This window comes from Martinezella sp. CNPSo 3964 (assembly GCF_057784375.1).
In genome coordinates this window covers 108,704-123,445 of record NZ_JBXSOW010000007.1, presented here as the reverse complement: position 1 = coordinate 123,445, position 14,742 = coordinate 108,704, and the positions used below count along the sequence as shown (strand labels likewise).

Below are 14,742 nucleotides of genomic sequence, written 5' to 3'. Positions count from 1 at the left end.
AAAGAATTTCCGAAAATATTTCCTTGACTCTCGGGGAGGATGACTTGCGTTCAATTTCAGACAGACAGGCGCTGACGCTCAAGGCCTCGACCCGCCGCGCCGTCGATATGGCGGGCGGCGGCGAGAGCTTTCAGCACATGACGCGCGTCAATGGCGGTCAGCTCTCGAAATACGGCAGCCAGTCGGAAGAGAAGAGCTTCATGCCGATCGACGTTGCCGTCGAGGCGGATCTCGAAGCCAATTCCCCGATCATTGTCGGTGCCATGGCCGAGATGCTGGGCTACAAGCTCGTGCCCAATGGCGGTGCGGTTACCAATATCTCGCTCAAGCCCGTCACGGTGAAGGATGCGCTGCGCATCGCCAACGAGGCGGCCGATGTCGTCAAGGCGATTACCGAAGCCCTCTCCAATGACGATCAGATCGATGGCGCCGAGGAACGTGTCATCACGCGCGAGATCGACGAGGCCATTTCCGCATTCCAGGACGTGCTTGGAAGACTGAGGGTGCGCGCATGACGGCCGTCAAACCTGGCTTCCGTGCCGTCATCGATCCGGACTATCCGCGCGCCGAAGTCATCGTGGCGCACGCGGCTGCCATCGAGCCCGCGGTCCATCCGAATGCCGTCGCCTCGACGATCTCTCAGGACATCGACGACATCGAGGCACGTTTCGATATCGAAGGGCCAATCTGCTGGCGCGATCCGATGGGAACCAGCCGTTTCGAGCGCGAGCAGCGACGTCGCGCGATTGCCGAGCGGAATGTCGGGAGGGCGCGCCAATGAGCTTCTGGACCGATGAACGGATCTTGGCGGCCTCCAAGATGTGGAAAGAAACCCGGATGAGCGCGGCGAAGATCGCCGCGAAGCTGGGTTGTCAGAGAAACGCTGTCATCGGCATTGCGCACCGCAAGCGTGACCTTTTTCCTTCCCGCCAAGTTGGCGGAGACTTCAAGCAATCATCGCGACCATGGTCCCGAGAGGATCTGAGTACAGCCAGCATGCTTTGGCAGCAGGGTCGAAGCGACCGCGAGATTGCAAACATCATGGGCATCAAGCGCGACCGCGTCATCATGGCGCGCCGCTCTCATTCTCACATGTTCCCGTTGCGAGAGCGGTCGGCGCCCAGATCGCATGATCATCAGCCGCAACGTCAGACGAGCGCGCGACTTGCATCTCTCGGGCTGAGGGCAAGGGGAAGCGGTGCCGGCGATGGCGGCCGCAGATACCAGCACGCCGGGCAGGCGGTCGATCCGAAGACGGTTACGCCATTTTCCTCGCTTTCCAGCCGGCAATGCTCGTGGCCGCTTACGAATTTCGAGGATGACGACGGCCCTGATATGCCCTGCTGCGGTCGTCAGCGTCGGGGCTCGCCGGAAACGGGATGGACGAGCCCGTATTGCGCTCACCATGCCATGATTTCTTGCGCGAGGGTCGGCTGATGGGCGCTTACGAACGCTTCCTTGAGCGCAAGCGCATCCTAGATCCGGCAACGGGCATCGAGGGCACCTTTGAGCTTCCCGAATTCTTCATGCCACACCAGCGCGACATTACCGGCTGGGCGTTGCGACGCGGCCGCGCGGCGATCTTCGCCGGGACCGGTCTCGGCAAGACGCTGATGGAGCTGGTCTGGTCGCATCGCGTGTCGGAATATACCGGTAAGCCGGTGCTGCTGTTGGCGCCGCTCGCCGTCTCGATCCAGCATGGTAGCGAAGCGGAAAAGTGGGGCATCAGCGCGCAGGTCGTCGATGCTCGATCGGGTGGCGCGATCGACATCAGCAACTATCAGAAGCTCGATCGCTTCGATCTTTCCGCCTTCGGCGGCGTGGCGCTCGACGAAAGCTCGATCCTGAAGAATGTTGACGGGCACTATCGCACGCGGCTCATTCAGGAATGCGCCAAGCTGCCGTTCCGCCTCGCCGCCACGGCGACGCCGGCCCCAAACGATTTCATGGAGCTTGGCAATCATGCCGAATTCCTCGGGGTGATGTCCTACACCGACATGCTCGCCACCTTCTTCGTACATGACGGCGGCGATACCAAGGCGTGGCGCCTCAAGGGACACGCCGAAGACGATTTCTGGAAGTGGATGGCCTCGTGGGCCGTCATGCTGCGCAAACCTTCCGATCTCGGCTATTCCGACGATGGCTATGACCTGCCGGAGCTGCGCTACCATCATCATACGGTTGCGGCCGAGTTCAAGCCGAGCTTCGAAACCGGCACGCTGTTTCCGATGGAGGCGCGCACGCTCTCGGAACGGCTGGCGGCGCGGCGTGACAGTGTCGGCGTTCGCGTCGCCAAGGCGGCATCGCTGACGCCGACTGATCGGCCTTTCGTTTGGTGGTGCAATCTGAATTCTGAGGCCGAGCAACTGGCTTATGCCATTCCGGGCGCAGTCAATCTCGCCGGCTCGGATAGCGACATGGTGAAGGTGCGCAAGCTGACGGATTTCACGCTCGGCCGCATCCGCGTGCTGATCACCAAGCCATCGATCGCCGGCTTCGGCATGAACTGGCAGCATTGCGCTGATACCGGTTTCGTCGGCCTGACGGACAGCTTCGAGCAGATCTACCAGGCCATCCGCCGCTTCTGGCGGTTCGGCCAGCTTCTGCCTGTCAATGCGCACTTCGTGGCGGATGAACGCGAGGGCGCCGTTGTTGCCAACTTCCGCCGCAAGGAAGCCGACGCCGATCGCATGGCGGCGGCGATGGTGCGCCACATGGCCGATCTTTCCGCCACGCAAGTTCGCGGCCTTGTTCGCGACAAGCCCACCTATGCGCCGACGCAGCGCATGACGATCCCGACATGGCTCAAGGAGATGGCCGCATGAATCTGAGCATGGAAGTGAAGGATGTGATCGGCGACGCGATCTTCGATCCGGGCGCATTCGTTGGCGTTAAGGGTGCAAGATCGCTGTCACGTTGGCAGCGCGATGCGGTGATTAAGGCGATCGAGCGGAAACTAGATGTGAAAGTTGATCCGGAACAAACTCCGCTGATGGGGGTGAGGGCCGCTCTGATCCCATTCGCTGACCAGTTCAAAGGCTTCGAATTCTGCGGCGCTGGGCCGACGCAAGAGTTCTACATCGGGCTTTATGACCACGATCTCTTATTGTCGTCATTTAAGTTTTCTGACCTTCGAGTGGCGTACAACCTCGTTTACGGGGGCCAGTAATGAAGCGCGCCAAGACCGTCGACCAGATCGTCAATGATCGCTACGCCATCTATCAGGGCGATTGCTGCGATCTCATCAAGGGCCTGCCCGAGGCGAGCGTCGATTTCGGAATCCACTCGCCGCCCTTCGAGGGCCTCTACAAGTTCTCGAATTACGACCGCGATATCTCGAACAATGAGGGCGCGGAGTTTTGGGAGCATTACGGCTTCCTGATCTCCGAGCTGCTGCGCGTGACGAAGGCGGGACGTCTGCATTCAGTTCACTGCATGCAGCTGCCGACCAGCAAGAACCGCGATGGCTTCATCGGAATGCGCGACTTTCGCGGCGAGATCGTGCGAGCTTACCAGGCGGCGGGCTGGATCTTCCACTCCGAAGTCTGCATCTGGAAGGATCCTGTCGTCGCGCAGCAGCGCACGAAGAGCCTGCGGCTCCTGCACAAGCAGATCGTCAAGGATAGCAGCCTTTCCGGCATGGGACTTGCCGACTACATCGTCACCTTCCGCAAGCCGGGCATCAACCTGACGCCGATCGAGGGCATGTTTGACCGCTTCATCGGCGAAGCCGATGAGAGCGTCGGCGGGCTGGATATCAGCCAGGATGGCTATGCCGATTATGTGAGGCGGGCGGCGATCGAGGAATACAAGCCTTGGCCGCTCGATATGTGGCGTTCCGTTCGCGTCTGGCAGCGCTATGCTTCGCCGGTATGGACGGATATCCGCCAGACGCGCACGCTACAATATCGCGGCGCTCGCGACCATCAGGACGAACAGCATATTTCGCCGCTACAGCTCGACGTGATCGAGCGCTGCCTTGAGCTTTGGTCGGCGCCGGGTGAGACGGTTCTGACGCCATTCCTTGGCATCGGCTCGGAAGTCTATTGCTCCGTCGATATGGGCCGCAAGGGCATCGGCTTCGAGCTGAAACCATCCTATTTCCGCCAGTCCGTCCGCAATCTCGCCGAGCTCGACAAGCCGCCGGAGAATCGCCTCTTCGAAGATGAGGCGGAAGAGATGGAGGCGGAAGATGCTTGAAGTCATCCGTCTCTATCTCGTCACAGAATGCCCAGACGAGGCGCTGGCGCGCACGCTGCAATGCGCGACGACCAATGCGCCGTCCTGGGTGCGGGTCATCAGCGATCCGCAGGATATCCTGAATATCCCGAACGGCGCGAAGTGCATCGCCGTCTGGTTTTCCAGCCGCAAGCGCATGTCGGAGGCGGAACTGGCATGGCGGGAGCGCCGGCTGATGGACGGCATCATCGGGCTTGCCGACGATGACTGGCAGAAGCTGGAAGCGTGGATATCCCGCAGGCGTATTTCTGCAGCTGAGGATATTCCAGAAAAAATTCCGGATATCCCGCAAACGATCACCCCGAAACCGGAAATCCGCAACCTTGTGCAATCGCAGAGGTGGACCTGATGCTGACCGCTCCGAAGCGCAGCCCGCGCGTGCTGCTGATCATCGCGCCGACCCTATACGAATGCTGGCATGCCGCCAAGGAATGGGGGCTGACGCCGGGCCAGATCGACAACTTCCGCAACGTGACGAAGGCGATCGAGCTGCGCGGCGTCGTGCCAGGCACGCCATTTATCTGTATCAACCGCCAGAGCTGGGCCGCGACGCCGGAAGGCTTCGCGCTCGATCAGGCGCTCGACACGCTGCAGCGGCTCGGCCGCGTGCGACCGATGGGCGATGACGACCGGCCGAATTACATCGCGTTTCCAGACGTGCCGTTGCGGGAGGCTAGGGCATGAGCGGTGCCTCTCATTTCATCAGCCTCCTCAATAAAGCTCTTAGCCGCTGTGTCGCAGAAGCCGGCATACGACCTACACCATTCGGCAAAGTCCAGAATTTCGGCGCGCAACCTCATATTGAGGGCGACGTCGCCGAGCGGCTTAAGGATATCCTTCAAGTACGCGGCGCGGCGACGGATAAACTCTGCCGTGTACGGCGTCGGAAACTCGATCTCGCGCTCGAACTGATCGAAACCGCCTTGCTCCAACAAATCTATGAGCAGGTCGATCCGGAAAGAAACATTGCTTTCACTCGGATTTATTGTCGGCGAGTTGGTTCCTTTCTTTACATCGTTTTCAAGGGAGATCGAATTCATCAATATAAAGCCAGCGATACTCTCAACCCGTTTTGCAAGTGTGTAGTTCCGGCGCAGCTGAATTCGGGCGCTGTTGATATTGGCCTTGGCCGCTTCATCGGCCTGCCGGGACGCCTCTTTCACCTGCCTGCGCAGGGAAATGAGCGTCGGGATGGCAATCAGGAGGGCTACCCATCCACTGAGGGCGGATACCCACTCTCTGATGCACGGGTCGCCAGCGCTGCAAAGCGTGGTGGCGTGAATAGCCGGACTAAGCCAAAGCAGAACAACCGTCGCCGGCAGCGCGATGGCAATCACCGCCACACAGTTCTTCATCCACCACTCAAGCACGAACATCCTCCATCGAATATCGCGACTTTTGACAGTCGGTACCAGGGGAGGCTTGCGTGAATGTGGATGCTGATATGAGCGGTGCCATTACCCGCTTCATCGAAGAGGCGCGCACGATCACCGTCATCGAGGCTGCGCTGTCACTTGGCATCATCGCCGCCGACAAGGTGACCAGAAATCACGCTGGCCCGTGTCCCTATTGCGGCGGCAAGGATCGCTTCTCGATCAGTCCCACGGCCGGCGCCTTCAATTGCCGCCAATGTGGCGGGAAGGGACGCGATGGCATAAGCCTCATGGCGCTCGCCAACCATCACGATACCTCGACGCGTGAAGGCTTTCTTGCGGCATGCGCCGATGCACTCGGCCAATCGGTTCCGGAGGAGGCCGAGCGTGAGAGCGAGGCGGATCGGCAGGCGCGGCTCGATCGGATCGCCGAGCGTAAGCGCATCAATGCGGAGAAAGCCGAGAAGGCGAACAAGGATCAGGATTGGTTTCGCCAGCGCGAGATCGAGCGGGCGCGCGGCATTTATCTGAAGGCGCCTGAGATCCTGACATCGGATCTGTTGCGGCAATATCTTTACCGCCGCACCGGCTTTCAGATGCACGAGGGCGTGTTCGCCAATCTGCGGCTGCTGCCCAACAGCACCTACTGGCACGGCAAGGATGACCGCGGCTTCGAGATCGCGCGCTATACCGGGCCGGCGATGATCGCGCCATTCGTCAATCTCGATATGCGGATCACCGGCTGTCACCAGACATGGATCGACATCAGCCGCGCACCGAAATTCCGTGCGGATCTCGGCGTGGACGAGGAAGGCAACCCATTGCCCGCGAAGAAAATGCGCGGCACGAAAAGGGGATCGTTCATTCCGCTCTTCGGCCTGATTGTCGCGGCGCGATGGGTTGGCGGTGAGGGGATCGAGAATGGGCTTGCCATTGCCGGCGCCGAAGGCTTTCGCGAGGATACCTTCTATTTCGCGGCCGGCGATCTCGGCAACCTGGCGGGGCCGGCCGATCCGAAATCATCCTTCGCGCATCCGACCATCACCAAGCAGAGCACGAATGGCCGCACCATCCGTCAGCGCGTGCCGGGACCGCTTCCGAAGCCGGACATGGCGCCGGACGAGGCTTTGCAGATCCCCGACCATGTGGCGCAGCTCGTGTTGCTCGCCGATGGCGACAGCGAGCCGGTTTTTACGGCTTCCGCCATGGCGCGCGCCGAAGAGCGCTTTTCGCGGGACGGACGCGCCATCGAGACATGGTGGCCGCCAGAGGGATCTGACTTTTCCAAACTCATGACATCGCATTTGATCGGGGCATAGCGTGGCAAAAACGAAGAAACAGGATAGCCGGCCGGAAGCCGTCATTCGCATGATGGAGGCGGCGGCCGAGCAGCGCGCGCCCGAATTCCCCGAAACCCCCTCGCAGATCGAGGCCGAACCGCCAGCTGCCGTTGCTGCCGATCATGATGCCGACGACGCGATCGTTGAATATTGCGCCGGGCTCGATCATTCCGACACTGACAACGGCATTCGCATGAAGCTGCACTTCGGCGACGATCTGGTCGTCATCGCACAGGAGAAGGCAAAGCAGCCGCTTTTCGCCGTCTGGACAGGGTCGCATTGGGATGCGGCCAACGGCGGTCCGAAGGCATCAGCCATCGCGCAGCGTCTTGGCGGCAGGATCGCGCAGGAGACAGAATACATCCGGCCGAACGAGTTCGAGCAGTACATGATCGACCGTGCGGCTGAAGCCTATCAGAAGAAAGAGGAGGATCGCTCTGCAGGCGAGCGTAACCTAATCCTGGCGGCGGAGAAGGCCAAGGAGGCGCACGGCAAGCGCGTGAAGCGCCGGCTCGATCACGCCGTCACATCGAAGAACGCAGCCAAGATGAGCGCTGCACTCGCCTGCCTGGCTCCGCACATCATGAGATCGGCCGACGAGTTCAATTCCGACAAGATGATGGTGGCGGTGCGCAATGTGACCCTGAAATTCCACAGGAAGATGGAGCGGCAGCGCAATCCCCGCTATCGCAGCCTTGAAGAGACGCCGGACGCGCCCGAATATGTGGATGCCTGCACCGACTCGTCGCTCGAAGTGATCGAGGGACATCGGCGGCAGGACTTCATCACCCACATCGTCCCGGTCAAATACGATCCGAAGGCGACTTGCCCGAAATGGACGACCTTTCTCAATGGCAAGCTACCCGATCCCGAAGTTCGCAAGCTGGTTCAGATCAGCTCCGGCCTCGGCATGCTCGGGATCACCGTGCAATACCTCTTCTTCCATTATGGCGACGGCGCCAACGGCAAATCCGTCTACATGGAAACGCTCTGCAGGCTGCTTGGCGAGGTGTCCGTGACGCTGCCATCGACGAGCCTGATCGGCGAGGGAGGATCATCCGGAAGCGCGAGCCCGGACATGGCGCGGCTTTACGGGCGCCGGCTCTTGCGCGTGAAGGAGCTGCCGGAGGGCGAGGATCTGCGCGAAAACCTCGTCAAGGAACTGACCGGCGGCGAGACCATCACGGCGCGCGATCTCTTTGCCGGATACATGGATTTCCAGCCGCTGTTCATCGCCATGATGAGCGGCAATGGCTATCCCCGCATTACCGGCACTGACGACGGCATATGGCGGCGCATGGCTGTGGTGCATTGGCCGATCAAGATCGCCAAGGAAGACAGGCGAGAATTCGAGGAGATCGTCTCATCCTTCGAGGTCGAATATCCCGGCATCCTGAACTGGCTGATCGATGGCGTGCACATGTTCCTCAGAGAGGGGCTTGTGATCCCCGAAGCCGTCGAGCGAGCGACGCAGGAATATCGCGATGATATGGACCGCACCGCGGGCTTTGTGGCGCGATGTATCATCAAGGATGACAAGGCGCCGCCGCTGCCCGGAAAGGATCTGTACGCGGCCTATTGCGACGATACCGTCGACCAGGGCGGCAGGCCGATGAACGTGACTGCCTTCGGGAGAGCCATGGCGAAGAAATTCAATAAGGACCGATCGAGCGGCACGGTGCAATACAAGGGCATCCGCCTGCGTTCGCAGCCGAAACCGCGCGAGCCAGAGCCGCCGGAAGGCCGCTTCGATCCACAGGAGCCATGGCCCGATGACCTGCCGTAACGCTCCCCGCAACCCCTCATTACAGGGTCGAATATCTGCAGAGACTGCCCGAAATGCCGACGATACTGACAGTTTACCGGGCAGTTTGATTGACAGTTTCAATGAAGAAAACGCAGCAAAATCAATGCGAGCCTGACAGTTCTGACAGTTTTGCTCGCCTATACGCATAATGGTGGTGAGGAGGTGAGGAGGATGCAAATCCTCTAAGCGCGACCAAAACTATCCGAAACTGTCTAAGTGTATGAAATACAATAATAAAACTATCTGTTGAACTGTCAGTAAACTGTCAGAACTGTCTGAAAGGGTGAAAATGAAGAAGATGATGACAATTGAAGCCCTTTTGACCTGGGCATTTGTTGAAGAGCTACCGAAGGTGGACGCTGGACCGATGTTCGGCGGTGGAGCGCCTTCTGCTTGGCAGATGATGTTTGATGTCATCACGCTCGGTACCAATATCGACAAGAGCCCGAACGGCTTTGGCGTGGTCGCCGAATTCGCCAATATGGACGAGCCGCACCCTGACGCGCTGATCGTTGGCAACGCGGTGCGCGCCCTAGCTGATCGCAATGGGTATGAGATCATGAGCGGCTGGTGGCCGTTTCCGGAATGGGATGATCCGCACGGGATCATTCGCGCCGAAGTCGACAGGATCGCGGCAGAGCAGGTCTATGAGCGCGGTGGCAGGATGAACGGCCGTCACGTCGTCACGCTCGTAACCAGCGCCGCCATTCTGAAGCGCGGGCCGGACTGGACAGCGGAACAGCCGAAGGTCGTCACCGTGAAGAATGGTGGCAAGGATGCTTGGTTTATCAAGCGCTATGCCAAGGATGCGTTCGGCGGCTCCATCGAATATGAGGACAATGGCTTTAACGCAAAGCGCCAGCGCCCCATGCGAGGCGCCTATCGTAAGTACCGCCTTGCAGATCCGATCAGATCAGCGGTGATTTCGCGCTTGGAATGGCAGCTTTGGCAATCGGCTCTTGAGGCGCTACATGAATCGCTTTCGGGCGCCCTTGGTCAGCATGACTTGCTGCCATTCACCCCAAACCGCCATCCATGGGCACCATCGCGAAAGCGCGATGCAATGGAGCAAGCCATTGATATTGCTGTCTAATAATAAGTAGAATGGCCCATTGACACGCGGCACATGTTTGGTGCATCTTACGCACACTGTAAAAGGTTAGATGAAACCCGCTAGGCGAAAGCCCGGCGGGTTTCGCATTTCTGGGGCCGCAATCGGTCGAGGTTCATGGCAAGGCTATCTTCTATCAAGCCGCGTCTTCAGGCGCTTGGCTCACGCATTGCCGCGCCGTCAAACAGGCAGGAAGCGGAGGCCGAGCGTCATCGCCAGCGTGACCGCACGCAGTCGTGGCGCGCCTGGTACAAGACGGCTCGTTGGCAGAAGCTGCGCATGTCCGTGCTGGTCCGTGATCTGTTCACATGCCAGATGAAGGGATGCGGTCGCATCGAGGCTAATACCTCGCAGCTCGTGGCAGACCACAAGATACCGCACCATGGCGACGAGGTGTTGTTCTGGGATGAGAACAATCTGCATTGTCTCTGTAAGCCCTGCCACGACAGCCTGAAGCAGAAGCAGGAACGTCAATCGTTTCGGAGTTGGTGACATGCAGATTGCAATGATCGAAGGCGCGACCCGCATCATCGGCAAGAGCCAAGGCTATCTCGGTTTGCCGATCAGAGATGAAGCCATCAGCTGCACCGTTGGTGGGGAAGGCACACCCTGCATGGTCACCGCATGGCAGCCAACACCGGACGAGCTTGCCCGCCTCAACGCTGGCGCATCGGTGCACCTCCGCCTCCTCGGGACCGCACACCCGCCGGTCATGGTCGAGGTCGGCGAGGCACCGGTCGAGGCCTGACCCGACCGGGGGGGGGGCGGTCGAAAGTCCACGAGGCCTTCCGGCCTAGACCCGCGCCCCATCCATTCGGAGAGTTTTTTCCCGTGTCAGACGAAAAATCCGAGCTGGTCCAAGAACGCGACATGTTCGGCGACCCGATCTTGCCTATCAAGGATCGTCGCGGCCGGCCATCGTTCGGAAAAAACAAGGAAAATCAAGAGCTTGTCTCTCTATTGCGCGCTGCAGGTTGGACGCAATCGCGGATCGCCAACTACATCGGCTGCGACGAGAAGACTTTGCGCAAGAATTTTTCCCGAGAGCTGGAACAAGGTCTCGATATCATCGAGGGCATGGCGCTGGAAGTGACGTTGAAGAAAATGAAGTCCGGCAATTCTGTCGCCATTTCTCGCGTCTTCGACATCATCGACAAGCAGGGTAAGCCCGCCGTGCCGATTGCCCCGAAGGCAGAGAAACAGGAGCGTCTCGGCAAGAAGGAGACCGCCAACCGCGAAGCGCAGACCGCGCATGAGGGAACGGAATGGGGTACGCTTCTTCAATAAAGGCGGAATGGCAGTTCTCTTGCCCTGATTGGATTGAGCGCCTGAAGTCTGGCCGCTCGCTTGTGCCTGCACTTCCCCTAGACACGGAAGAGGGTGACAGGGCGGTCAAGATCTTCAACAAGCTACGCCTTCCCGACGTTCACGGTCAGCCGACCATGGAGGAAGGTGCAGGCGACTGGTTCCGCGATATCGTTCGGGCTGTCTTCGGTTCGATCGATGAAGACGGCGAGCGCCACGTCCGCAAGGTCTTTGGCCTCGTGCCAAAGAAGAATTCGAAGACGACCGGCGGCGCCGGCATCATGGTGACGGCGCTCCTCATGAACCGCCGACCGCGTGCCGAATTTCTTCTGGTCGGGCCGACGCAGGATGTTGCCGATACGGCATTCCAGCAGGCGTCCGGTATGATCGAGGCGGATGAATATCTGTCCAAGCGCTTCCAATGCATCGAGCACCAGAAGACGATCAAGGATCGCCTCACTAAGGCGAAACTGAAGATCAAGACCTTCGATATGAAGGTGATGACTGGCGTTAAACCGGTCGGCGTTCTGCTCGATGAGCTGCACGTCATGTCGGCTTATTCGTACGCCTCGCGTGTCCTGGGGCAGATCAGCGGCGGTCTCATTCCGAACCCGGAATCGTTCCTGATCATCATCACGACCCAGAGCGACGAGCCGCCGTCCGGGCCGTTCAAGGTCGAACTCGAATATGCCCGCAATGTTCGCGATGGCAAGATAACAGACGCTCGCACGCTTCCGGTCCTCTATGAGTTCCCAGAGGCAATGCAGCGCCATCCGGATCAGCCTTGGAGCGACCCGGCAAATTGGCCGATGGTTCTCCCGAACCTCAACCTGTCGATCACCATCGCCCGGTTAATGGAGGAGTGGAAGGAAGCATCGGAGAAGGGCGAGGAAGAGCGTCGGCGTTGGGCATCGCAGCATCTCAATGTTCAAATCGGGATGGCTATGCATGGCGACCGTTGGGGCGGCGTCGATTATTGGGAGGCGGCGGCCGATAAGGCAATCACCCTCGAATATCTCATCGAAAATTGCGATGTGATCGTTGCGGGCGGTGATGCCGGTGGCCTTGATGATCTTTGGGGCCTCGCGCTGATCGGCCGACACAAGGTGACGCGGCAATGGTTGCTCTGGATAAGAGCATGGTGCCATCCTTCGGTTTTGAAGGCTCGCAAGAATATTGCCGAACTGCTGAACGGCTTCGCCCGCGAGGGTGGTGATCTCGTCATTTGCGAGCGACCCACGCAGGATGCAGAAGAGGCCGCAGCCATAATAGCTCGCGTTCGCGACGCCGGTCTCTTGCCAGAGGATGGCGGTGTCGGCGTCGATGCGTGGGGCATTACCGCCCTCGTTGAGGAACTGGCAGTGCGGGAGATCGTCGATCCGCAGGTTCGCTCCGTTCCCCAAGGTGGCCGGCTTAGCTCCGCCGTCTTCGGTATCGAGCGCAAACTGATGGACGGGACGTTCAAACACTCTGGTTCTGACCTCATGGCTTGGTGCGTGAGCAATGTGAAACTTGAGCATCGTCCGACCCTGGTCCTCGTCGATAAGAAAGAGGCCTGGGCGAAGATCGATCCTTTCATGGCGATGCTAAACGCCGGCAAGCTCATGGAGCTTAACCCGGAGGCCTCCGGTGCTGGCGAGGCGGACTACTTCAAGCAATTCGCGGGGGCAGCGTGAACATTCTGCAGAAGATGGCGAATGCCGTTGTGCGCACCCTTTCGCTGCGCAGTCCAAACGGAGGGTCGCGAACCGGCTCCGCGAGCGATGCGGGCGAGAGCGTGAACGATGCCAACGTCATGACGATATCGTCGGTATGGGCATGTGTGAACCTGATCTCCGGCACGATTTCGTCATTGCCGCTCATGGTCTACCGCCTCGATGGGTCGGGAAACCGGATCGTCGCGAAGGACCACCCGCTCTATCGGATCCTCCACGATAGCCCGAACTACGACCAGACAGCCGTCGATTTCTGGGACTTCGTTGCTGCCTCGATTGAGCTTCGTGGCAACGCCTACGCCCAGATCCTGCGGTCTACTACGGCGATCATCGGTCTTGTCCCTATCAATCCTGGCTGCATGAACGTGCGGCGCCTGTCGGATGGATCTATTCAGTACTCATGGACTGATAACGGAAAGTCTTACGTCGAGTCGGATCGTGGCGTTCTCCATATTCGCGGCTTCGGAGGCGATCCTCTCGGCGGCATGTCGACCCTGCATTTCGGCCGTCATGCCTTCGGGCTCGCGAGGACGATCGACAAGACGGCCGGAAAGATGTTCGCTAACGGGATGCGGCCAGGCGTCACGCTGACGTTCGAGAAGTGGCTCACTGACCAACAGCGGAAGGACATCGACGGCAAGCTCGAAGAGAAGTTCGTCGGCGCCGTAAATGCCGGCAAGCCATTCGTTCTCGAAGGAGGCCAGAAGCTTCAGGTTATCGATATGAAGCCGGAAGACGCGCAGATGCTACAGTCGCGCGCGTTTTCGGTTCAGGAGATTTGCCGCTTCTTCGGTGTCCCTCCGTTCATGATCGGTCACACGGAGAAGGTGACTAGCTTCGGCTCCGGCCTGTCGGAACAGGTCCTGGGGTTCCAGAAGTTCACTCTTCGTCGTCGCTTGAAGCGCATTGAGCAAGCGCTCGAAAAGCAGCTGCTGACGCCAGTGGAGCGCGCAGCAGGAATTACGATCGAATTCAACCTTGATGGACTGCTGCGCGGCGACAGCTCGGCGCGCGCGACATTCTATCAAACGATGACGCAGATCGGCGCGATGACGATCAACGAGGTTCGCGCCTTTGAGAACATGCCGGCCGTTGAGGGCGGCGATATCCCGCGCATGCAGATGCAGAATGTTCCCATCACCCAAGGCGGGAAGCTTCCCAATGGCTCGAACAATTGAATTCGCGGAGTGCGACATGACCCACAATTATGATTTCGTGCTCGATACGAAGAGTGTCGGCGATGCTGGTGAATTCGAGGGATATGCATCCACCTTTGGGAACGTCGACCAGGGCGGCGATGTTGTAGAGCCGGGCGCCTTCATCGAAAGCATCGTGAAAGCGAAGTCGGACAAGCGCACCATCCCAATGCTGTGGCAGCACGACCAGCGGGAGCCTATCGGTTTTTGGAAGGATATTTCCGAAGACGCGAAAGGCCTTTACGTCAAGGGACAGTTGCTCGTCGATCACGATCCGCTCGCCAAGCGAGCCCATGGCTTGCTGAAGGCGAAAGCCATCGGCGGGATGTCCATCGGCTATCGCATTCCTCCAGGCGGCATTGTCGAGGATGAGAAGCGGCGCGGTGTCAGTCGCCTCAAGACCGTCGACCTTCGCGAGATTTCGCTCGTCACCATGCCAATGAATGTCGAGGCTCGTGTTACCTCAGTCAAAACCATTCTGGACTCCGGCAAGATGCCGACCGTCCGTGAGTTCGAAGACTTCCTGCGGGATGCAGGTGGTTTCTCGAAAGCCCTTGCCACGGCCATTGCCAGCAAGGCCGCTCCGCATCTTCGGGGGGATCCCGAAGCGCCGGTAAGCGATGCAACCACGTTCCTGCAGGCTCTCCTGCGCTAAT

At 59.5% G+C, this 14,742-nt stretch carries 18 protein-coding genes; 17 read left to right on the top strand and 1 reads right to left on the bottom strand.

The features are described from left to right. Positions 1-44: 44 nt before the first annotated feature. The 8 genes from AC13Q5_RS21690 to AC13Q5_RS21655 are packed head-to-tail and all read left to right on the top strand — an operon-like array spanning position 45 to position 4,923. A complete protein-coding gene (locus tag AC13Q5_RS21690; protein WP_488503119.1) occupies positions 45-515 on the top strand; it encodes a phage regulatory CII family protein in 471 nt (156 codons plus the stop codon). Next, on the top strand, positions 512-781 hold the full coding sequence (locus AC13Q5_RS21685) for a hypothetical protein (protein WP_488503118.1): 270 nt from the start codon (positions 512-514) through the stop codon (positions 779-781). Before AC13Q5_RS21690 ends, AC13Q5_RS21685 begins: the two co-directional genes overlap by 4 nt. Beyond that, the gene (locus AC13Q5_RS21680; RefSeq protein WP_488503117.1) at positions 778-1,437 is read left to right on the top strand and encodes a GcrA family cell cycle regulator; all 660 of its coding nucleotides are present in this window, start codon (positions 778-780) and stop codon (positions 1,435-1,437) included. Before AC13Q5_RS21685 ends, AC13Q5_RS21680 begins: the two co-directional genes overlap by 4 nt. Then, entirely contained in the window at positions 1,380-2,825 is a 1,446-nt protein-coding gene (locus AC13Q5_RS21675; protein ID WP_488503116.1) for a DEAD/DEAH box helicase, read from the top strand. The genes AC13Q5_RS21680 and AC13Q5_RS21675 overlap by 58 nt, the downstream gene beginning before the upstream one ends. Next, positions 2,822-3,169 carry a hypothetical protein gene (locus AC13Q5_RS21670; protein ID WP_488503115.1) on the top strand — a complete coding sequence of 116 codons (348 nt, stop codon included), beginning with the start codon at positions 2,822-2,824 and terminating at the stop codon, positions 3,167-3,169. Before AC13Q5_RS21675 ends, AC13Q5_RS21670 begins: the two co-directional genes overlap by 4 nt. Then, positions 3,169-4,200, top strand: coding sequence for a DNA-methyltransferase (locus AC13Q5_RS21665; RefSeq protein ID WP_488503114.1), 1,032 nt, complete (start codon positions 3,169-3,171; stop codon positions 4,198-4,200). Before AC13Q5_RS21670 ends, AC13Q5_RS21665 begins: the two co-directional genes overlap by 1 nt. Further along, entirely contained in the window at positions 4,193-4,588 is a 396-nt protein-coding gene (locus AC13Q5_RS21660) for a hypothetical protein (RefSeq protein WP_488503113.1), read from the top strand. The genes AC13Q5_RS21665 and AC13Q5_RS21660 overlap by 8 nt, the downstream gene beginning before the upstream one ends. After that, the gene (locus AC13Q5_RS21655; protein ID WP_488503112.1) at positions 4,588-4,923 is read left to right on the top strand and encodes a hypothetical protein; all 336 of its coding nucleotides are present in this window, start codon (positions 4,588-4,590) and stop codon (positions 4,921-4,923) included. The genes AC13Q5_RS21660 and AC13Q5_RS21655 overlap by 1 nt, the downstream gene beginning before the upstream one ends. Here AC13Q5_RS21655 and AC13Q5_RS21650 read toward each other — a convergent pair. Continuing rightward, a complete protein-coding gene (locus AC13Q5_RS21650; protein WP_488503111.1) occupies positions 4,878-5,609 on the bottom strand; it encodes a hypothetical protein in 732 nt (243 codons plus the stop codon). The genes AC13Q5_RS21655 and AC13Q5_RS21650 overlap by 46 nt on opposite strands. A gap of 56 nt (positions 5,610-5,665) precedes the next feature. Between AC13Q5_RS21650 and AC13Q5_RS21645 the strand changes: the two genes are divergently transcribed. The 9 genes from AC13Q5_RS21645 (at position 5,666) to AC13Q5_RS21605 (ending at position 14,741) form a co-directional block, all read left to right on the top strand. Beyond that, positions 5,666-6,931: a DUF7146 domain-containing protein gene (locus AC13Q5_RS21645; protein ID WP_488503110.1), complete on the top strand. Its 1,266-nt coding sequence runs from the start codon at positions 5,666-5,668 to the stop codon at positions 6,929-6,931. 1 nt (position 6,932) lies between these two features. After that, positions 6,933-8,738, top strand: a complete 1,806-nt coding sequence (locus AC13Q5_RS21640; RefSeq protein WP_488503109.1) for a DNA primase family protein — start codon at positions 6,933-6,935, stop codon at positions 8,736-8,738. Positions 8,739-9,048: 310 nt separating this feature from the next. Beyond that, the gene (locus AC13Q5_RS21635) at positions 9,049-9,852 is read left to right on the top strand and encodes a hypothetical protein (protein WP_488503108.1); all 804 of its coding nucleotides are present in this window, start codon (positions 9,049-9,051) and stop codon (positions 9,850-9,852) included. Positions 9,853-9,987: 135 nt separating this feature from the next. Then, positions 9,988-10,362 carry an HNH endonuclease gene (locus tag AC13Q5_RS21630; RefSeq protein WP_488503107.1) on the top strand — a complete coding sequence of 125 codons (375 nt, stop codon included), beginning with the start codon at positions 9,988-9,990 and terminating at the stop codon, positions 10,360-10,362. A 1-nt stretch (position 10,363) separates the two neighbouring features. After that, positions 10,364-10,618, top strand: a complete 255-nt coding sequence (locus AC13Q5_RS21625) for a hypothetical protein (protein ID WP_488503106.1) — start codon at positions 10,364-10,366, stop codon at positions 10,616-10,618. A gap of 83 nt (positions 10,619-10,701) precedes the next feature. Beyond that, positions 10,702-11,157, top strand: a complete 456-nt coding sequence (locus tag AC13Q5_RS21620) for a hypothetical protein (protein ID WP_285174690.1) — start codon at positions 10,702-10,704, stop codon at positions 11,155-11,157. Between the two features lie 62 nt (positions 11,158-11,219). After that, entirely contained in the window at positions 11,220-12,851 is a 1,632-nt protein-coding gene (locus AC13Q5_RS21615; RefSeq protein WP_488503105.1) for a terminase large subunit, read from the top strand. After that, a complete protein-coding gene (locus AC13Q5_RS21610; RefSeq protein WP_488503104.1) occupies positions 12,848-14,068 on the top strand; it encodes a phage portal protein in 1,221 nt (406 codons plus the stop codon). Before AC13Q5_RS21615 ends, AC13Q5_RS21610 begins: the two co-directional genes overlap by 4 nt. A 16-nt stretch (positions 14,069-14,084) precedes the next feature. Continuing rightward, complete coding sequence (locus AC13Q5_RS21605) at positions 14,085-14,741, top strand: HK97 family phage prohead protease (protein ID WP_488503103.1); 657 nt, start codon at positions 14,085-14,087, stop codon at positions 14,739-14,741. Position 14,742: the final 1 nt, after the last annotated feature.